At 71.9% G+C, this 18,051-nt stretch carries 20 protein-coding genes; 10 read left to right on the forward strand and 10 right to left on the reverse strand.

The genetic code is table 11. From position 1 onward, the window contains the following. Window positions 1-53: 53 nt before the first annotated feature. Genes ACFV5N_RS12550 through hrcA form a run of 3 tightly spaced genes read right to left on the reverse strand, consistent with a single transcriptional unit; the run spans window position 54 to window position 2,981 of the window. A complete protein-coding gene (locus ACFV5N_RS12550; RefSeq protein WP_385597821.1) occupies window positions 54-800 on the reverse strand; it encodes a 16S rRNA (uracil(1498)-N(3))-methyltransferase in 747 nt (248 codons plus the stop codon). An 18-nt stretch (window positions 801-818) separates the two neighbouring features. Beyond that, window positions 819-1,964, reverse strand: a complete 1,146-nt coding sequence (dnaJ, locus tag ACFV5N_RS12555; RefSeq protein WP_019432903.1) for a molecular chaperone DnaJ — start codon at window positions 1,962-1,964, stop codon at window positions 819-821. Further along, window positions 1,965-2,981: a heat-inducible transcriptional repressor HrcA gene (hrcA, locus tag ACFV5N_RS12560; protein ID WP_019432902.1), complete on the reverse strand. Its 1,017-nt coding sequence runs from the start codon at window positions 2,979-2,981 to the stop codon at window positions 1,965-1,967. Window positions 2,982-3,170: 189 nt separating this feature from the next. Here hrcA and ACFV5N_RS12565 point away from each other — a divergent pair, with 189 nt between their 5' ends. From ACFV5N_RS12565 to hemW, 3 genes are read left to right on the forward strand one after another with little or no spacing between them, the layout of a single operon-like run. After that, complete coding sequence (locus ACFV5N_RS12565) at window positions 3,171-3,851, forward strand: MBL fold metallo-hydrolase (protein ID WP_385597825.1); 681 nt, start codon at window positions 3,171-3,173, stop codon at window positions 3,849-3,851. 5 nt (window positions 3,852-3,856) lie between these two features. Next, complete coding sequence (locus ACFV5N_RS12570) at window positions 3,857-4,690, forward strand: DUF3097 domain-containing protein (RefSeq protein ID WP_385597828.1); 834 nt, start codon at window positions 3,857-3,859, stop codon at window positions 4,688-4,690. A gap of 25 nt (window positions 4,691-4,715) precedes the next feature. Next, window positions 4,716-5,948, forward strand: a complete 1,233-nt coding sequence (hemW, locus tag ACFV5N_RS12575) for a radical SAM family heme chaperone HemW (protein ID WP_385597831.1) — start codon at window positions 4,716-4,718, stop codon at window positions 5,946-5,948. 47 nt (window positions 5,949-5,995) lie between these two features. Here hemW and ACFV5N_RS12580 read toward each other — a convergent pair whose 3' ends face one another. Together ACFV5N_RS12580 and lepA are read right to left on the reverse strand one after the other, a co-directional pair. Further along, on the reverse strand, window positions 5,996-7,885 hold the full coding sequence (locus ACFV5N_RS12580) for an AMP-dependent synthetase/ligase (RefSeq protein WP_385597834.1): 1,890 nt from the start codon (window positions 7,883-7,885) through the stop codon (window positions 5,996-5,998). A gap of 130 nt (window positions 7,886-8,015) precedes the next feature. Continuing rightward, window positions 8,016-9,872 carry a translation elongation factor 4 gene (gene lepA, locus ACFV5N_RS12585; RefSeq protein ID WP_385597836.1) on the reverse strand — a complete coding sequence of 619 codons (1,857 nt, stop codon included), beginning with the start codon at window positions 9,870-9,872 and terminating at the stop codon, window positions 8,016-8,018. Window positions 9,873-10,090: 218 nt separating this feature from the next. Here lepA and rpsT point away from each other — a divergent pair, with 218 nt between their 5' ends. Together rpsT and ACFV5N_RS12595 are read left to right on the forward strand one after the other, a co-directional pair. Beyond that, window positions 10,091-10,357, forward strand: coding sequence for a 30S ribosomal protein S20 (rpsT, locus tag ACFV5N_RS12590; RefSeq protein WP_019432896.1), 267 nt, complete (start codon window positions 10,091-10,093; stop codon window positions 10,355-10,357). A 225-nt stretch (window positions 10,358-10,582) separates the two neighbouring features. Continuing rightward, complete coding sequence (locus ACFV5N_RS12595; protein WP_385597839.1) at window positions 10,583-11,329, forward strand: hypothetical protein; 747 nt, start codon at window positions 10,583-10,585, stop codon at window positions 11,327-11,329. Between the two features lie 15 nt (window positions 11,330-11,344). Here ACFV5N_RS12595 and holA read toward each other — a convergent pair whose 3' ends face one another. Beyond that, on the reverse strand, window positions 11,345-12,334 hold the full coding sequence (gene holA / locus ACFV5N_RS12600) for a DNA polymerase III subunit delta (RefSeq protein ID WP_385597842.1): 990 nt from the start codon (window positions 12,332-12,334) through the stop codon (window positions 11,345-11,347). Between the two features lie 53 nt (window positions 12,335-12,387). Between holA and ACFV5N_RS12605 the strand changes: the two genes are divergently transcribed. Then, window positions 12,388-12,636 carry a hypothetical protein gene (locus ACFV5N_RS12605; RefSeq protein ID WP_385597845.1) on the forward strand — a complete coding sequence of 83 codons (249 nt, stop codon included), beginning with the start codon at window positions 12,388-12,390 and terminating at the stop codon, window positions 12,634-12,636. A 15-nt stretch (window positions 12,637-12,651) separates the two neighbouring features. On the opposite strand, the gene ACFV5N_RS12610 is transcribed toward ACFV5N_RS12605, so the two are convergent. Genes ACFV5N_RS12610 through ACFV5N_RS12625 form a run of 4 tightly spaced genes read right to left on the reverse strand, consistent with a single transcriptional unit; the run spans window position 12,652 to window position 16,729 of the window. Further along, window positions 12,652-14,301: a ComEC/Rec2 family competence protein gene (locus ACFV5N_RS12610; RefSeq protein ID WP_385597848.1), complete on the reverse strand. Its 1,650-nt coding sequence runs from the start codon at window positions 14,299-14,301 to the stop codon at window positions 12,652-12,654. Window positions 14,302-14,330: 29 nt separating this feature from the next. Next, window positions 14,331-15,935, reverse strand: coding sequence for a recombinase family protein (locus ACFV5N_RS12615; protein WP_385597850.1), 1,605 nt, complete (start codon window positions 15,933-15,935; stop codon window positions 14,331-14,333). Further along, on the reverse strand, window positions 15,932-16,276 hold the full coding sequence (locus ACFV5N_RS12620; protein ID WP_385597853.1) for a hypothetical protein: 345 nt from the start codon (window positions 16,274-16,276) through the stop codon (window positions 15,932-15,934). The genes ACFV5N_RS12615 and ACFV5N_RS12620 overlap by 4 nt, the downstream gene beginning before the upstream one ends. Before the next feature lie 42 nt (window positions 16,277-16,318). After that, a complete protein-coding gene (locus tag ACFV5N_RS12625) occupies window positions 16,319-16,729 on the reverse strand; it encodes a helix-turn-helix domain-containing protein (RefSeq protein ID WP_385597856.1) in 411 nt (136 codons plus the stop codon). A 253-nt stretch (window positions 16,730-16,982) separates the two neighbouring features. Between ACFV5N_RS12625 and ACFV5N_RS12630 the strand changes: the two genes are divergently transcribed. The 4 genes from ACFV5N_RS12630 to ACFV5N_RS12645 all read left to right on the forward strand — a co-directional run. Continuing rightward, a complete protein-coding gene (locus ACFV5N_RS12630; protein ID WP_385597859.1) occupies window positions 16,983-17,189 on the forward strand; it encodes a hypothetical protein in 207 nt (68 codons plus the stop codon). Further along, window positions 17,186-17,413, forward strand: a complete 228-nt coding sequence (locus tag ACFV5N_RS12635; protein ID WP_385597862.1) for a hypothetical protein — start codon at window positions 17,186-17,188, stop codon at window positions 17,411-17,413. The genes ACFV5N_RS12630 and ACFV5N_RS12635 overlap by 4 nt, the downstream gene beginning before the upstream one ends. 68 nt (window positions 17,414-17,481) lie before the next feature. Next, window positions 17,482-17,814, forward strand: coding sequence for a hypothetical protein (locus ACFV5N_RS12640; RefSeq protein ID WP_385597865.1), 333 nt, complete (start codon window positions 17,482-17,484; stop codon window positions 17,812-17,814). Window positions 17,815-17,860: 46 nt separating this feature from the next. After that, a partial coding sequence (locus ACFV5N_RS12645) for a hypothetical protein (RefSeq protein ID WP_385597867.1) occupies window positions 17,861-18,051 on the forward strand: 191 nt, incomplete at its 3' end.

The following is an 18,051-nucleotide window of genomic DNA, read 5'->3' on the forward strand; positions in this document are numbered from 1 at the left end:
GGCCGCCACCCCACGGGGTGGCGGCCTCCGGCGCGTCCGGGTGCTCCCGGCGCTCAGGCCCAGCGCCCGCTGCGGGTGAGCAGCAGCGCGGCGGCGGCGGTACCGGCCGTGGAGGTGCGCAGCACCGTCGGACCCAGCCGGTACGGTTCCGCGCCGGCCGCCGCGAACGCCTCCAGCTCCCGCGGCGCCACCCCGCCCTCCGGGCCCACCACCAGCACGATGTCGCCCGTCGCGGGCAGCGGGGCACCGGCCAGCGCCCGGGTGCCCGACTCGTGGAGCACCCCCGCGAAGGCGGCGCCCGCCAGCAGCCGCGCCACCGCCGCCGTGCTCATCGGCTCGGTGATCTCCGGGATCCACAGCCGCCGCGACTGCTTGGCGGCCTCGCGGGCGCTCGCCCGCCACTTGCCCAGCGACTTCGCGCCCCGCTCCCCCTTCCACTGCGTGATGCAGCGGTCGGCGGCCCAGGGCACGATCGCGTCCACCCCGGTCTCGGTCATGGTCTCCACGGCCAGCTCGCCGCGATCGCCCTTGGGCAGCGCCTGCACCACAGTGATCCGGGGCGCGGGCGGCGGCTCGCGGCGCACCGCGTCCACCGCGACCACCAGCCGGTCCTTGCCCTCGACGGCCGAGACCGTCCCCACCGCGCCGGTACCGGCGCCGTCGGTGAGCACGATCTCCTCGCCCACCCGCAGCCGCCGCACCGACACCGCGTGCCGGCCCTCGGCGCCGTCCAGGACCAGCGAGGCGGGGCCGCCACCGTCCGGCAGCGGCCCGTCCGTCACGAATACGGGCGCCGTCATCTCGCTCGCGCGCCTTCCCTACGTACGGCCGTTGAAGGCGTCCTTCAGCCGCGAGAACAGCCCCTGCTGCCCCGGCTGGAACTGCCCCAGAGGACGTTCCTCGCCCCGCAGCTTGGCCAGCCGCCGCAGCAGCTCCTCCTGCTCCGGGTCGAGTTTGGAGGGTGTCTGCACCTCGACGTGGACGACCAGCTCGCCGCGCCCGTTGCTGCGCAGATGGGTCACGCCCCGGCCGTGCAGCGGGATCGACTGGCCGGACTGGGTGCCGGGCCGGATGTCGACCTCCTCCGTGCCGTCCAGCGTCTCCAGCGGCACCTTGGTGCCGAGGGCCGCCGCCGTCATCGGGATGGTCACCGTGCAGTGCAGATCGTCGCCGCGCCGCTGGAAGACCGGGTGCGCCTTCTCCCGGATCTCCACATACAGGTCGCCGGGGGGCCCGCCGCCCGGGCCGACCTCGCCCTCGCCCGCGAGCTGGATCCGGGTGCCGTTGTCGACACCGGCCGGGATCTTCACGGTGAGCGTGCGGCGCGACCGTACCCGGCCGTCACCCGCGCACTCGGGGCACGGCGTCGGCACGACCGTGCCGAAGCCCTGGCACTGCGGGCACGGCCGCGAGGTCATGACCTGCCCCAGGAAGGAGCGGGTGACCTGCGAGACCTCGCCCCGGCCCCGGCACATGTCACAGGTCTGCGCGGAGGTACCGGGCGCGGCGCCCTCACCGTTGCAGGTGTTGCACACGGTGGCGGTGTCGACCTGGATCTCCTTGGTCGTGCCGAAGGCCGCTTCCTTCAGCTCGATCTCCAGCCGGATCATGGCGTCCTGGCCGCGCCGGGTGCGCGACTTCGGGCCGCGCTGGGTGGCGGTGCCGAAGAAGGCGTCCATGATGTCGGAGAAGTTCCCGAACCCGGCCGCGCCGCCGAAGCCGGCGCCCGCGCCCGCTCCGCCGCCGGGGCCCATCGGATCCCCGCCCAGGTCGTACATCTGTTTCTTCTGCGGGTCGGAGAGCACCTCGTAGGCGGTGTTGATCTCCTTGAACCGCTCCTGGGTCTTCGGGTCCGGATTCACATCCGGGTGCAGCTCCCGAGCCAGCCGGCGGAATGCCTTCTTGATCTCGTCCTGTGAGGCATCACGCTGCACGCCCAGGACCGCGTAGTAGTCCGTCGCCACTTAATTCTCCGCGAGGATCTGTCCGACGTACCGTGCCACTGCGCGCACCGCTCCCATCGTTCCGGGGTAGTCCATGCGGGTCGGTCCGACCACGCCCAGTTTCGCGACCGCCTCGTTACCGGAACCGTAGCCGACCGCCACGACCGATGTGGAGGTCAACCCCTCATGAGCGTTCTCATGCCCGATGCGCACGGTCATACCCGTGTCCTTGGCCTCGCCCAGCAGCCGGAGCAGCACCACGTGCTCCTCCAGTGCCTCCAGCACCGGCCGGATCGTCAGCGGGAAGTCCTGGCCGAACCGGGTGAGATTGGCGGTGCCGCCGATCATCAGCCGTTCCTCGGTCTCCTCGACCAGGGTTTCCAGCAGGGTGGACAGCACCGTGGACACCGTGCCCCGGTCCTCGTTGTCGAAGGACTCGGGCAGGTCCTGCACGAGACGGGGCACCTCGGCGAACCGCTCCCCCACGATCCGGCTGTTGAGCCGGGCCCGCAGGTCGGCCAGCGAGGTCTCCCCGAACGGCGCCGGGCAGTCCACCATGCGCTGCTCGACCCGCCCGGTGTCGGTGATCAGCACCAGCATCACCCGGGCCGGCGCGAGCGAGAGCAGTTCGACGTGCCGCACCGTGGAGCGGCTCAGCGAGGGGTACTGCACGACGGCGACCTGCCGGGTGAGGGTGGCCAGCAGCCGGACCGTACGGCTCACCACGTCGTCCAGGTCGACGGCGCCCTCCAGGAAGCTGGAGATCGCGCGCCGCTCGGCACCGGTCAGCGGTTTGACGTCCGCGAGCTTGTCGACGAAGAGCCGGTAGCCCTTGTCCGTGGGCACCCGGCCGGCGCTGGTGTGGGGCTGGGCGATGTAGCCCTCCTCCTCCAGCGCCGCCATGTCGTTGCGCACCGTCGCCGGGGACACCTGGAGATTGTGCCGCTCCGTCAGCGCCTTGGAGCCGACCGGCTCCTCGGTGCCCACGTAGTCCTGGACGATGGCGCGCAGCACCTCCAGCCTGCGTTCACTCAGCATGCAGCGACACCTCCCGTCCGGCCGCATTTCCCATCAGTGCCGTCCTGGCACTCATCCACTCCGAGTGCCAATCCCTGTCCAGTGTACGGCCGGGTAGCAAGGCCAGGGAAAGCGCGACGGCCCGACGCTATCGCGGGAGCGGTCCCGTCCGGCAGAGCATGCCCCGCTCCGTGACGTTAACTTCGCACCGTGGAGACCTCTTGGGAAGAGCTTGCCGCCGGCGTCCTGCGGACCCGGCTGCCGGGATGGGACGAGACGGTGGGCGCGATCGCCGGGCCGCGCGGGGTGCTGCTCATCGACGCGGGGCCGTCCCCGGCCGCCGCCGGGCGGATCCGGGCCGGACTGCGCGCGCTGCTGGGGCTGCCGGTGCGCTGGGTGGTGCTGACGCATCCGCACTTCGACCACGCACTGGGGGCCGGCGGTTACCCCGGGGCACGGGTGTACGGGACGCTCGGCGATCCGCTGGAGCTGGCGGCGGACGCGGTGCGGCACGGCATGCCGGAGCGGGAGGCGGCCGACGGCGTCGCGGCGCTGTCGGGGGTGCGGCCCCGCCCGGTGACCGGGAAGGTGTCGCTCTACCTGGGCGGCGGCCGTACCGTCTCGCTGGCCCCGTTCGGGCCCGCGCACACCCCGTACGACGTGGCGGTGAAGGTGGACCGCACCGTCTTCACCGGCGATCTGGTCGAGGAGTCCGGCGAGCCGCAGGCCGGCCGGGACGCGGACCTTGCCGCCTGGCCGGGCGCGCTGGACCGGCTGCTGGCCTGGGGCGGCCCGGACGCGCGGTACGTGCCCGGCCACGGGGCGGTGGTGGACGCCGCGTTCGTGGCCGCCCAGCGCGCGTCCCTGGCCGCACGCGCCGGGGCACAATGACGGCCATGCGCAGCAGAGACTACGGCCCCGATCTGACCCCGCCGTGGAAGCGGTCCGCCCCGGCGCCCGAGGTGCCCGCCGAGCCCGGCCTGGTGGTGGAGGAGGCCGGTACCGGGTACTGCGGGGCGGTGATCGGCTGCGAGAAGACGGCGCAGGGGCCGGTCGTCACGCTGGAGGACCGGTTCGGCAAGCGGCGGGTGTTCCCGCTGGAGCCGCGCGGCTTCCTGCTGGAGGGCAAGCCGGTCACCCTCACCCTCCCCCGGGCCGGGCGCCCGGCCGCGCCGGCCCGTACCGCGTCCGGCTCGGTCGCCGTCCCGGGGGCGCGGGCGCGGGTGGCGCGCGCCGGGCGCATCTACGTGGAGGGCCGGCACGACGCGGAGCTGGTCGAGAAGGTGTGGGGCGACGATCTGCGGATCGAGGGGGTCGTCGTCGAATACCTGGAGGGCGTCGACGACCTGCCCGCGATCGTGCGCGAGTTCGGGCCGACGGAGCGGGCCCGGCTCGGCGTGCTGGTGGACCACCTGGTGCCCGGTTCCAAGGAGTCCCGGATCGCCGCCCAGGTGACGGACGAGAACGTGCTCATCGTCGGCCACCCGTTCGTCGACATCTGGCAGGCGGTCAAGCCCTCGGCGCTGTCCATCCCGGCCTGGCCCACCGTCCCGCGCGGCCGGGACTGGAAGCAGGGCGTGTGCGCGGCCCTGGGCTGGCCCGCCAACACCGGCGCGGCCTGGCGGCACATCCTGGGCAGGGTGACCAGCTACCGCGACCTGGAACCGGCCCTCCTCGGCCCGGTCGAGCACCTGATCGACCATGTCACGGTGGGCGGCCCGGTGCCCTGACCACGGATGGCGGACAATGGAGGGCATGCCCTCCGCTCTGCCCGACGGCGAGCCCGTCCCCGAGGACGGCTCGCTGCCCGCCACCGCCCTGGACGGATCCGCCGCCCGCCCGCTCGCCTTCTATCTGCACGTGCCGTACTGCGCCACCCGCTGCGGCTACTGCGACTTCAACACCTACACGGCGACCGAGCTGCGCGGCTCCGGCGGGGCGCTGGCCTCCCGGGAGAACTACGCGGCCACCCTCGCCGAGGAGATCCGGCTGGCCCGCGGGGTGCTCGGGGACGACCCGCGCCCGGTGTCCACCGTCTTCGTCGGCGGCGGCACCCCCACCCTGCTGCCGGCCGCCGACCTGGGCGCGATGCTGGCGGTGGTGCGCGAGGAGTTCGGCCTGGCGCCCGGCGCCGAGGTGACCACCGAGGCCAACCCGGACTCGGTCGACCCGGCCTATCTGGCCCAGCTGCGCGCGGCCGGCTTCACCCGCGTCTCGTTCGGCATGCAGAGCGCGAGCCCCCACGTGCTGAGCGTGCTGGAACGCACCCACACCCCGGGCCGTCCCGAGGCGTGCGTGGCCGAGGCCAGGGCCGCCGGGTTCGAGCACGTCAACCTCGACCTGATCTACGGCACCCCCGGGGAGAGCGACGCGGACTGGCGCGCCACCCTGGAGGCCGCCGTGGCGGCCGGGCCCGACCATGTGTCGGCGTACTCGCTGATCGTCGAGGAGGGCACCCGGCTCGCGGGCCGGGTGCGGCGCGGCGAGATCCCGATGACCGACGACGACGTGCACGCCGACCGCTATCTGATCGCCGAGGAGGTGCTGTCGGCGGCGGGCTTCTCCTGGTACGAGGTCTCCAACTGGGCCACATCGGAGGCCGCCCGCTGCCGGCACAACGAGCTGTACTGGACCGGCGCCGACTGGTGGGGCGCCGGTCCCGGGGCGCACAGCCACGTGGGCGGAGTGCGCTGGTGGAACGCCAAGCACCCCGGCGCGTACGCCCAGGCGCTGGCCGCCGGGCGCTCCCCCGGCGCGGGCCGGGAGGTGCTGACGGACGAGGACCGGCGGGTGGAGCGGATCCTGCTGGAGCTGCGGCGCGCGGCCGGCTGCGACCTGACGCTGCTGCACGCGGCCGGAACGGCGGCGGCCGCCCGCGCGCTGGCGGACGGCCTGCTCGATCCGGCGGCCTACGACGAGGGCCGCGCGGCCCTCACCCTCAGGGGCCGGCTGCTCGCGGACGCCCTGGTCCGCGACCTGGTCGACTGACCCGGCCGCGGGCCGGGGCGCGGTCCCGGCGCCCGCACCGGCCCCGGTCAGTCGCGGGGCGCGTACATCTCCTCGATGAGCTCCTTGTACTCGCCCTCGACCACCGGACGCTTCACCTTCAGGCTCGGGGTCAGCTCCCCGTGCTCCACGTCCAGGTCACGGGGCAGCAGCCGGAACTGGCGTACGGTCTGCCAGCGCTGGAGGCCCTCGTTCACCTGCCCGACGTACCCCTCGATCAGCTCGCGGGTGCGGGCGTCGGCCACCACCTCGGCGTAGGAGCGGCCCGCCATGCCGTTCTCGGCCGCCCAGCCCAGGATCTGGGCCTCGTCCAGGCCGATCAGCGCCGAGCAGAACTTCCGGTCCGCGCCGAGCACCAGCACGTTCGAGATGTAGGGGCACACCGCCTTGAACCGGCCCTCGATCTCGGTCGGCGCCACGTACTTGCCGACCGACGTCTTGAACAGGTCCTTCTTCCGGTCGGTGATCGTCAGATAGCCGTCGTCCGACAGCTCGCCGATGTCGCCGGTGTGCAGCCAGCCGTCCTCCTCCAGCGTCTCCGCCGTCAGCTCCGGCAGCCCGTGGTAGCCCTCCATGATCCCGGGCCCGCGCAGCAGGATCTCGCCGTCCTCCTCCGCGATGCGCACCTCGCAGCCGGGCAGCGCCTTGCCGACCGTGCCGGTGCGGTAGCCGACCTCGGGGTTCACGAAGCTGGCCGCGGCGGACTCGGTCATCCCGTAGCCCTCCAGGATGTGCAGCCCGGCGCCGGAGAAGAAGTACCCGATGTCCGGGGCCAGCGCGGCCGAGCCGGAGACCATGCCGCGCAGCTGCCCGCCCATCGCCTCGCGCAGCTTGCCGTACACCAGCTTGTCCGCGACCGCGCGGCGCGCCGACAGGCCGAAGGGCACGGTCGCGGCGCCGGTGCGCCGGTAGTTCTCCTGGGCCGTCTTGGCGTACTCGATCGCCGTCCTCGCGGCCCACTCGAAGATCCGCAGCTTCGCCGCGCCGCCGGCCCGCGCCTTGGCCTGCGCGCCGTTGTAGACCCGCTCGAAGATGCGGGGCACGGCGGCCATGTACGTCGGCCGGACGACTGGCAGGTTCACCACGATCTTGTCGGCGCGGCCGTCCACCGCGCTCACGTGCCCGACCTTCACATGGGCGGAGATCAGCACCTTGCCGAAGATGTGGGCCAGCGGCAGCCACAGGTACTGCACATCGTCGGTGCGCAGCAGGTTGATGGCCTCGATCGCGTACCCCATGTAGGACCAGGTGTCCTGCCGCAGCCGGACGCCCTTGGGTCTTCCGGTGGTGCCGGAGGTGTACATCAGGGTGGCCAGCTGCTCGGGGCGCAGCGCGGCCACCGTCTCCTTGATGGCCTCGGGGTGCTTCTCCAGGTAGCCCGCGCCGCGCTCGGCGAGGTCGGCGAGCGAGAGCACCCAGCCCTCGGGGTCGCCCTCGGCGGGTGCGGCGTCGGCGGCCTCGATGACCACCACGTGTTCGAGCGCGGTCAGCTCGGCGCGCCGCTCGCGGATCTTGGCGAGCTGCTCGGCGTTCTCGGCGATCACCACCTTGCTGCCGGAGTCGGCCAGGATGTACGCCGTCTCGTCCGCGTTGGTCTGGGTGTAGACCGTGGTGGTGGCCGCGCCGGCGCACATGATGCCCAGGTCGGACAGGATCCAGTCCACGCGGGTGGTGGAGGCGATGGCGACCCGCTCCTGCGGGCGTACCCCGAGGTCCATCAGCCCGGCGGCGATCGCGAAGACCCGGTCGGCGGCCTGGGCCCAGGTGTAGGAGGCCCAGTCGTCGGGGCCGGTGCCGGAGGCCGGGGGCACCGGGTAGCGGAAGGCCTCCCGGTCGGGGGTGGCCGCGACACGGTCGAGGAACAGCTGCGCCAGGGACGGTGGACGGTTCTCGATCGACTGGTGCTGCTGTTCGCTCACGGCTTCCTCCGGTCCCGCGCCGTTGGGGGCGACACATCGGTGACTGATGAGTAACTCATGGGTAACTTGGGACGATCAGATTACGGCCCAACCCCGCCCCGCGTAAGGCCCGTAACGACCGGATCTGTCGCTACTTCTTGTTCTTCCCGTCACCGGTGCCCGCGCCGTCGGAATCCGAGGAGAGCGCGGCGATGAACGCCTCCTGCGGAACCTCGACCCGGCCGACCATCTTCATGCGCTTCTTGCCCTCCTTCTGCTTCTCCAGCAGCTTCCGCTTGCGCGAGATGTCACCGCCGTAGCACTTGGAGAGCACGTCCTTGCGGATGGCGCGCACCGTCTCGCGCGCGATGACCCGGGAGCCGATGGCGGCCTGGATGGGCACCTCGAACTGCTGGCGCGGGATGAGCTCGCGCAGCTTGGACGCCATCTTCACGCCGTACGCGTACGCCTTGTCCTTGTGCACGATCGCCGAGAACGCGTCCACCTGGTCGCCGTGCAGCAGGATGTCGACCTTCACCAGCTGGGAGGGCTGTTCCCCGGTGGGCTCGTAGTCGAGCGAGGCGTAGCCGCGGGTCTTGGACTTCAGCGCGTCGAAGAAGTCGAAGACGATCTCGGCGAGCGGCAGCGTGTAGCGCAGCTCGACCCGGTCCTCGGAGAGGTAGTCCATGCCCTGGAGGGAGCCGCGCCGGTTCTGGCACAGCTCCATGATCGCGCCGACGAACTCGTTCGGGGCGATGAGCGTGGCCCTCACCACCGGCTCGCGCACCTCGGCGATCTTGCCGGTGGGGTACTCGCTGGGGTTGGTGACCGTGTGGTGGGTGCCGTCCTCCATGGTCACCTGGTAGACCACGTTGGGGGCGGTGGCGATCAGCGCCAGGCCGAACTCGCGCTCCAGGCGCTCGCGGATGACCTCCAGGTGCAGCAGCCCGAGGAAGCCGACCCGGAAGCCGAAGCCGAGGGCGGCGGAGGTCTCCGGCTCGTAGACGAGCGCGGCGTCGTTCAGCTGGAGCTTGTCGAGCGCGTCGCGCAGGTCCGGGTAGTCGGAGCCGTCCAGCGGATAGAGCCCGGAGAACACCATCGGCTTCGGGTCCTTGTAGCCGCCCAGCGGCTCGGTGGCGCCGCCGCGCTGCTGGGTGATGGTGTCGCCGACCTTGGACTGGCGGACATCCTTCACCCCGGTGATGAGGTAGCCCACCTCGCCGACGGCGAGCCCGTCGGCCGCGGTCATCTCCGGCGAGTTGGTCCCGATCTCCAGCAGTTCGTGGGTGGCGCCGGTGGACATCATGGCGATGCGCTCGCGCTTGCCGAGCCTGCCGTCGACCACCTTGACGTAGGTGACGACCCCCCGGTACGCGTCGTACACCGAGTCGAAGATCATCGCGCGGGCGGGGGCGTCGGCCCGGCCGACCGGGGCGGGGACCTTGCGGACCACCTCGTCCAGCAGTTCGGCCACGCCCTCGCCGGTCTTGGCGGAGACCTTCAGCACATCGGAGGGGTCGCAGCCGATGAGGTGCGCCAGCTCGGCGGCGAACTTCTCCGGCTGGGCGGCCGGCAGGTCGATCTTGTTGAGCACCGGGATGATGGTGAGGTCGTTCTCCATCGCCAGGTAGAGGTTGGCGAGCGTCTGCGCCTCGATGCCCTGGGCGGCGTCCACCAGCAGGACACAGCCCTCGCAGGCCGCCAGCGAACGGGACACCTCGTAGGTGAAGTCCACGTGGCCCGGGGTGTCGATCATGTTCAGGACGTGCGAGGTGCCCCCGGTGTCCTCCGAGCTCCAGGGCATCCGGACGGCCTGGGACTTGATCGTGATGCCGCGCTCACGTTCGATGTCCATGCGGTCGAGATACTGGGCGCGCATCTGCCGCTGCTCGACGACCCCGGTCAGCTGGAGCATCCGGTCGGCGAGGGTGGACTTGCCGTGGTCGATGTGGGCGATGATGCAGAAGTTGCGGATCAGCGCCGAATCCGTGTTCCCGGGCAGATGCACGTACTCTGACCTGCACTTTCTTCAAAGTCTGGGTGGTGTCGTGGTGCTCTTGGCGCCCTGCGGGAGCCGCACGGTGCGACCATTGTCCTTCGGCCGGCCCGGGGCAGCAGCCAAGGGAAGCCTACGGGACCACAGGGGGGCGCTGGTAAGCTGGCCCACTGTGTCTGCTGGACACGCATGCTCAAACAAACCTGTAGCGAATCTGTAGAGGCTCCTTCGTGGCGAACATCAAGTCCCAGATCAAGCGGATCACGACCAACGAGAAGGCGCGGCTGCGCAACAAGGCGGTCAAGTCCGAGCTGAAGACCGCCGTCCGCGCCGCCCGCGCGGCCGTGGCCGCCGGCGACGTCGAGAAGGCGGAGGCCACCTACCAGGTCGCCGCCCGCAAGCTGGACAAGGCCGTCAGCAAGGGCGTGCTGCACAAGAACAACGCCGCCAACAAGAAGTCCGCGCTGGCCGTCCAGGTCAACGCGCTCAAGGGCTGACCTCTTCTCGACCGTAGCGCGTACACCCCGCCCTCCCGGACCAGGCGGCCCCTCTCTCCGCCCCGGACGGCCTTGAGCGCCGCGCTGTCCACCGTTCGCCACGACGGGCGCGACGCCTCGTGTACCGCTGGTACGTCGTACCGCAGCAGTACCCCGAAGGCCCCAGCACCTCCCCTTCCCCGGGACGGTCTGGGGCCTTCGCCATGGAGGCGGTAGGTTACCCCCATGTCCATACCGGGGGGCTCGCCCAACCCATATCTCCAGCCACCGCAGCCGAATCCGTACGCCGGGGGGTACTCCGGGTACCCGCCGCCACCCGCGCCCCCGGCCGGCGGCGGCAAGCGCGGCGGGGTCCCCGGCTGGCTGTGGGGGCTCGGCGGGGCGCTGCTCGCCTCGGCGGCCTGGGGCGGGGTACTGCTCGCCACCGGCGGCTTCGCCGGTGCCGACCGGCCCGACCTGGCCGGCTACGGCACCACCGACGACCTGTGCGCGGCGGCCGACGTCTCGGCCTTCGAGGACAGCTACAGCATCGACTCCGAACCCCGGGCCGCCACCTTCCGCGGTGACCGGCTGGACAGGGCGGTCTGCGACATCACCCTCGTCCCCACCGGCGACGACGACTACAACTCGGTCTACCTCAACTACGAGGTCAGCTGGCACCGGGGCACCGATCCGGCACCGGAGTTCGCCGACCAGGCGAGGACCTCGGAGCTGTTCTTCGGGAGGGAACTCGAACTGACCGTCGAGGAGGTCTCCGGGCTGGGCGACGAGGCGTATCTGGTGACCTTCGCCGAGGAATCCGGCGAACTGACCTGGGCGCTGCTGAGCGTCCGGGAGGGCTGGTTCGAGGCCCATCTCAGCTGGAACGCCTACCTGGAGACCCCGGAGTACGCGGAACTGGTGGAGGCCCGCGCCGTCACCGCCGCGCTGCGGACCTCGGCCGAGAAGACCCTCACGGCGCTCAAGGAGTAGCCGGACGCCCGGCGTTCACCGGGACCGGGCGGCGCGGGCGATGGTGACCACCGCCTTCTCCAGCGCGTACGCCGGGTCGTAACCGCCGCCCTTGACGGCGGCGTCCGCGTCCGCCACCGCGCGCAGCGCGACCGCCACCCCGTCCGCCGACCAGCCGCGCATCTGCTGGCGCACCCGGTCGATCTTCCACGGCGGCATGCCCAGCTCGCGCGCCAGATCGCCGGGCCGCATGCCGCCGGGGGCCGAGGCCAGCTTGCCGATCGCCCGCACCCCCTGGGCCAGCGCGCTGGTCACCAGCACCGGGGCCACCCCGGTGGACAGCGCCCAGCGCAGCGCCTCCAGCGCCTCGGCCGGCCGGCCCTCCACCGCCCGGTCGGCGACGGTGAAGCTGGACGCCTCGGCGCGGCCGGTGTAGTACCGCGCCACCACCGCCTCGTCGATGGTGCCCTCCACATCGGCCGTCAACTGGGCCACAGCGGAGGCCAGCTCCCGCAGATCGCTGCCGACGGCGTCCACCAGGGCCTGGCAGGCGGCGGGGCCGGCGCTGCGCCCCAGCGACCGGAACTCGCCGCGCACGAAGGTCAGCCGGTCGGCCGGCTTGGTCATCTTCGGACAGGCCACCTCGCGCGCCCCCGCCTTGCGGGCGGCGTCCAGCAGACCCTTGCCCTTGGCGCCACCGGCGTGCAGCAGCACCAGGGTGATCTCCTCGGCGGGCGCCGCCAGATAGGACTTCAGCTCCTTGACGGTGTCCGCGCCGAGGTCCTGGGCCGCCCTGACCACGATGACCTTGCGCTCGGCGAACAGCGAGGGGCTGGTCAGCTCGGCCAGCGTGCCGGGCTGCAACTCCCCGGCCGCCAGGTCCCGTACATCGGTGTCCGGGTCGGCGGCCCGGGCCGCGGCGGTGACCTCCCGCACGGCACGGTCGAGCAGCAGTTCCTCCTGCCCCACCGCGACGGTGAGGGCGGCGAGCGGGTCATCGGCGGTGTTCTGCGTCTTCCTGGCCATCGCCCCCAGCATCCCACGCGCCACCGACACCCGGGGGCGGCGACAATGGGCGGATGACCGAAGCGACTCCCCTGATCCTGGTGCTGCCCGACCGCGACGCGGCCGAGGAGGTGGCCGCCGACCTCACCGACCGCTTCCCGCTGCCCACCGCACCGCAGCTGGTCCGCGAGGCCCTGGCGGGCGAGGACGACGCGGAGGACGCCCAGTGGCTGGTGGTCCTGGAGAACCCGCCGTCCAGCGTGGACCCGGCGGCCCTCGCTTCCCTCGCCGAGGAACACGACGGCTGGCTGGAGCGCTCCTAGCCCGCCCGCCCCGGGCTACCGACCGCTGAGCCGGCCGCCCCGGACCACTCCCCCGGCGCCGTCCGGGCCGGCCGTGACGGCCAGTGCGCCGTGCAGATCGGTGCGCAGCACCGTGGTGTCCATCGCCGCCAGGGCGTCCAGGGTGGGCTGGGCGGGGTGGCCGTAGCTGTTGTCGGCGCCCACCGGGATCAGCGCCAGTGCGGGGCGCAGCCGCTCCAGCAGGGGGGCGTACTGCCCACCGGAGCCGTGGTGGGCGACCTTCAGCACCGTCACCTCCCCGAGCCCCGGGTGCGCCTCCAGCAGCCGCCGCTGTGCGGGCGGTTCCAGATCGCCGGGGAGCAGGACCGTCACCCCGGCCGTGCGCACCAGCAGGGTCACGCTCGCGTCGTTCGCCCCGTATCCCCGCTCGGCCGCGTCGGGTGGCGGCCACAGCACCTCCCAGCTCAGCTCGTTCCCGACCGCGCCCCCGGCACCGGCGCCGAGCGGCAGCACGGGCACGTCCTCCTCCGCCGCCACCCGGGCCACGAACGCGGCCTGATCGGCGTCCTCCGGCACCGGCGAGACCTGGATCGTGTCCACCGCGCGGCCCCGCAGCACCCCGGCCAGCCCGGCCACATGGTCGGCGTGGAAGTGGCTCAGCACCAGCAGCGGGATGTGCCGCACCCCCAGCTCGCGCAGACAGCGGTCCACCGCCACCGGGTCGGGACCGGCGTCCACCACCACCGCCGTGCCGTCCCCGGCGGCCAGCGCCAGCGCGTCGCCCTGCCCCACGTCGCACACCACCAGCCGCCAGTCCGGCGGCGGCCACCCGGTGAGCGTCCGGGTCAGCCGCTCCACCGGAGCGGGCCGCAGGACCGCGGCGAGCAGCAGCAGCGCACAGCCCGCGCCCAGCACCGGGCGGCGCAGCGCCCGCCGCAGCAGCGCCACCACCGCCACCGTGAGCACACCCAGCAGCGCCGCACCGGCCCAGCCGCCGGGCCAGGCCAGCTCGGCCCCCGGCAGCCCGGCCCCGGCGCGAGCGATCCAGGCGATCGCCCCGGCCGGCCAGCCCGCCAGCCAGGCCAGCGCCTCGGCGACCGGCATGGCCACCGGGGCGCACACCAGCGCGGCCCAGCCCAGCACCAGCGCCGGGGCGAAGGCGAGTTCGGCCAGCAGGTTCGCGGGCACGGCGACCAAGCTGATCCGCTCGGTGAACACCGCCACCACCGGCGCGCACACCACCTGCGCCGCCCCGGCCGCCGCCAGTCCTTCCGCCAGCCGCCCCGGCACACCCCGGGCGCGCAGCGCGGCGCTCCACCGCGGCGCGAGGGTCAGCAGCGCACCGGTGGCCAGCACCGACAGCAGAAAGCCGAACGACCGCGACAGCGTGGGGTCGTACAGCACCAGCAGCAGCGCGGCGGCGGCCAGGGCCGGCAGCAGCGAACGGCGGCGCCCGGTGGCGAGCGCGAGCAGCGCGATCCCGCCGCACACCGCCGCCCGCAGCACGCTGGGGCCCGGCCGGCAGATCAGCACGAACACCATGAGCAGCCCGCCGCCCAGCACGGCGGTGGCGCGCAGCCCGATCCCCAGCCGCCCGGCCAGCCCGCCCCGCTCGGCGCGCCCGGCCGAACCGGCCGGTCCGATCAGCACGAACAGGACGATCGCCAGATGGGCGCCGCTGACCACGGACAGTGGCTCTAAAACACAAGAGGGCATCACGCCCAGGGATCGGGCTCCCACACGGGATGAGGGGTGACCACGACGCCGGCCGACCCGGGCCCGGTGCGGACCAGGGCGACGCGGCGCAGCAGCGACCCCAGAATGCGCGATCGATCGGCGGTAGCGAGGGTGTCCCACTCCTCTACGGCTCCGATCGCGATCGGAGCCAGTTCGGCGCGCGTCGGGAGGGGGTCGACAGGCGCCATGGCGTCAAGCCGCTCTTGGGCTTCGGCACGTACCGCCTGGATTTGGTCCCGCGCTGCCTCGTACTCCCCAGGGCCCCAGTCACCCGGGGACATGGCGTGCTCTGCCCGCAGTCGTGCGAGTGCCCCCGTAGCCCGCTGCACATCCGCTTCGGCACGCTTGCGTTCCGCCTCAACACGGCGGGCGTCGACTTCCGGTGCGCCGGGGTCCGCGGTCGCGGGCGCAGCATCGATACCGGCTGCCGCTTCATCGCGCAGCCACTCGAAGACCTTTTTCTCTACGATATGGCGCCAGATGTAGATTCCTGGACATCCCATGGGGCCGACGGTGGCGCGGCGCGCGCACCGGTACGCCCATCCTGATATCTGAACGCCGTCTACACGCTTCGATATCACCCCAGTATATCCCCGGCATTCAGCGCATCGCAGAAGGCCGGTCAGCTCGTAGGTCGATTTTCTGGCGCGGGGTGCCATTGCGGCGACTTCCGCTCGGCGGGCCTTGTATTTCGTCCATAGGTCGTAGTCGATCAGCTCCTCGTGTGCAGCTTGCACCAAGAGGTGATTGGGGCAGGTTCCCGTGACGCCGCCGGTGCTTGATTTTGCCTTGCAGGGGCATTCTGGATTGTGGAGCCGCAGCATTCCTGCTGCCCATCCGCTGTCCATGTACCGCTTGAGCGCATTGACTCGCCACAGTCGTTCACGTGTGGTCCGGTAGCCGTTCCCATTCAGCCACGCGCAGAGCACAGCGAATCCTTCACCGGCTATGTATCTGCGGTAGAGGTGGGCCAGCACTGGCCCTGTCTCGGGGTCAATCTCGTAGCGCTCTTCCTGCATTCCGTAGCCGCCGCGTCCGTCCGGGATGCGGCGAGGGTGCCAGATGTAGCCCCATCGGGGCCGGCCACATGCGGGCAGGCCGAGGCTCCTGCGGTGCTTGTGGGTGTCCCGCCATGCCTCGCCCGTGCGGTCGCTTTCGAAAGCGGCGAATTCCAGCATCATTCCGCGCTGAAATCGACCTATTGCAGTAGTCGCGTCTACCTGTTCCGTTGCCGATTCGAGCCGCCCGCCTACGTTTTCCAGGCGAGCTAGGTTTATGGCGTTCCCAGTGCGTTCACGGCCGAATCGCGAGTAGCGCCAGACGGCTATGCCCCTGATTTCGCCATTCTCGACTCGCTCGATCCCTTGCATGATCTTGCGTTGGAAATTACGGCCAGTCTCGTCTAGGTCGACAATCCAGTCGACTATTCGCGCGCCATTTCTTCGCGCCCAGTCCAGAATTGACGCTTTCTGGATATCGGGGCTGATCTTTTCCTCTTTCCAGGTCGATACGCGTATGTAGCCCAGGAATGGCTCTAGGTCGTCCCCACCGGAAAAAGTCGGGGGGACTTCCGTTAGCGTCATGCCCCTTTCCTCTCTTCCTTTTCGTTGACCGCGTACAGGTGCGGTTGTCGTGTGTCGGTCGCCGGGGTGCCGTCCTGCGGTGGGTCGAGCAGGCCGGCGGCGACGTGGGAGAGCGCGAGCCGGTATCCGTCGGTCCTGGCGGCGGCGAGCTGGCCGTCGTTCGGCCCGGTCGGCGCGTGCTGCCGACCACGGGTGACCACGATGAGGGCGCCGAGGGTGAGCACCGCGCCGGCCATCACTGTGCGGTGGGGGTCGACCGCCTCGGCCAGGCCGACGGCGAGCACGGCCAGGCCGGCGGCGAGCACGGCTACGGCCGTGGTGGTGATGGCGCGGTGTCTCATGGGCGGTACCTCCGTGGTGCGGTTGGTGCTGCGGTGCAGGGGTTACTGCCGGTCTTGATTGCGTTGCTGCATGGCGATGACCATGGCGGCGAACGCGTCGCGGTCGATGGGGTCGACGATCCCGAGTTCGGCGGCGGCCTCCTCGGGGGTCATAGGTCGCTCTCGATCAGGGGTGCGGGCTGCCTGTAGCTCGTCGGCGGAGAGGACGCCGGCTCGCACGAGCACGTCGCCGACGGGGTAGCCCAGCGCGGTGGCGACCTGGCCGAGGATGCGTACGTCTGCGGTCATCTCGCCCCGCAGCAGCCGGCCGACCGTGGAGGCCGATACGCCGGCCGTCGCCGCGAACTTCGCGCGCCCTCCCCCAACCTTGCTCAGGTCGTAGCCCCGCTTGGTCAGCTCGCGATGGAACCAGGTCGCGAACGCCTTGCCGTTGCTGTCTGTCTGGCTTGTCATGGGCGCAATCTATCTCGCGTGAAAGATCAGATGCGATGCGAGAACCGGCCATGCGCACTGAATACACGTCAGATTCACCCCCTCTCCCCATCTCCCGAATGGGGGTTCGATTCTCTGTGTAATCGCCTCGTGTGTCAACGGTGACCATCCCGTGATTTTCCATGCAACCTCTGTCTGTTCAGACAGATTCAGACCGTGCTACTGTCTGTCCAGTCAGATAGACAGCCAACCGAGACAGACAAGGGGATGGCTGATGACGTACACCCCTGCCCCGCTGCTGCGGGTCGCCCACGCTCGCGGCGACCGCTCGGCCGCCGACATCGCCCGACGCCTGGACGTGCCCTACCTGGCCGCCTACCGCTGGACCACCGGCCGCGCCACGCCCGGCCCGGCGGGCCTGGCCGCCATCGAGCGCGTGTACGGCCTCACCTCGGCGGACCTGATCAAGGACGCGGCATGAGTGCCCCGGTGATCACCCGGGCCGAGGCGTTCCGGCAGGCGCGGAACGCGCTGGATGCCGCCCGGCGGCGCCGCGACTCGATGCCGATCCGGCAGGCGGCCGAGGCCGCCGCCGTCGGCAGCACCCGGAGCGCCGACGAAATCGAGCTGATCTTGCGCCGCCTGCACCGGCAGGCCGCCGAGATGCGCGGACAGGGCGAGCAGACGCTCGCCGACGCCGCCTGACCGCAAACGAAACGAGGGCCGCCCGGATTGCGCCCGGTCGGCCCTCACAACCCCCGAAGGGATCACACGTGCTCCACCATAACCGCCCGGCCCGCCCGGGCATCAACGTCACCGCCGTCCAGGCGATCGCGGCCGTGGTGCCCGAGGCCGCCACGGTGCTCATCACCCCCGTGCACCACGACCGCCGCACGCTGCACCGCGTGCTGCTGCTCGACGCCGCCGGGGCCGAGGTCGGCAACGCCGACGCCGCCCGCCGCGCCCTCTTGATGCTGCGGAAGGCGTTCCCCGCCGCCAACTGGGGGCGCGAGCAGCTTGCCCACCTGGGCCGCGCGGACCTGACCGAGCAGTCCTACCCGGCCGCGCCCGTCGACCTCGGCGACATCGAGGGAGACGACCAGTGATCACCGTCATCTGCGGCGTGATCGCCGCCGCCGCGCTGGTCGGTTCGTGGCTGCTCATGAACAGCAGCGGCCGGTGACCACCCGCCGCGAACGTCTGCTCGCCGCCGTCCTGCGGGACGGCGGCGAGTGGACCACCAGCAGGGCCGCCCGCCTCTACGGCCGGGCGGCCCCCGGCCGGGCCACCTATGCCGATGCCGATACTGATGCCGACCAGCACCCAGAAGTAAAGGTGCTGGT

Source organism: Streptomyces sp. NPDC059853 (genome assembly GCF_042731495.1).
Lineage (GTDB): Bacteria > Actinomycetota > Actinomycetes > Streptomycetales > Streptomycetaceae > Streptomyces.

Coding starts and splice junctions, on each gene's coding strand:
- holA (WP_385597842.1), bottom strand. CDS start 12,334: ATGGCCAGGAAGACGCAGAACACCGCCGATGACCCGCTCGCCGCCCTC.
- ACFV5N_RS12550 (WP_385597821.1), bottom strand. CDS start 800: ATGACGGCGCCCGTATTCGTGACGGACGGGCCGCTGCCGGACGGTGGC.
- ACFV5N_RS12615 (WP_385597850.1), bottom strand. CDS start 15,935: ATGACGCTAACGGAAGTCCCCCCGACTTTTTCCGGTGGGGACGACCTA.
- ACFV5N_RS12625 (WP_385597856.1), bottom strand. CDS start 16,729: ATGACAAGCCAGACAGACAGCAACGGCAAGGCGTTCGCGACCTGGTTC.
- ACFV5N_RS12630 (WP_385597859.1), top strand. CDS start 16,983: ATGACGTACACCCCTGCCCCGCTGCTGCGGGTCGCCCACGCTCGCGGC.
- ACFV5N_RS12635 (WP_385597862.1), top strand. CDS start 17,186: ATGAGTGCCCCGGTGATCACCCGGGCCGAGGCGTTCCGGCAGGCGCGG.
- ACFV5N_RS12620 (WP_385597853.1), bottom strand. CDS start 16,276: ATGAGACACCGCGCCATCACCACCACGGCCGTAGCCGTGCTCGCCGCC.
- ACFV5N_RS12595 (WP_385597839.1), top strand. CDS start 10,583: ATGTCCATACCGGGGGGCTCGCCCAACCCATATCTCCAGCCACCGCAG.
- ACFV5N_RS12570 (WP_385597828.1), top strand. CDS start 3,857: ATGCGCAGCAGAGACTACGGCCCCGATCTGACCCCGCCGTGGAAGCGG.
- hrcA (WP_019432902.1), bottom strand. CDS start 2,981: ATGCTGAGTGAACGCAGGCTGGAGGTGCTGCGCGCCATCGTCCAGGAC.
- hemW (WP_385597831.1), top strand. CDS start 4,716: ATGCCCTCCGCTCTGCCCGACGGCGAGCCCGTCCCCGAGGACGGCTCG.
- ACFV5N_RS12605 (WP_385597845.1), top strand. CDS start 12,388: ATGACCGAAGCGACTCCCCTGATCCTGGTGCTGCCCGACCGCGACGCG.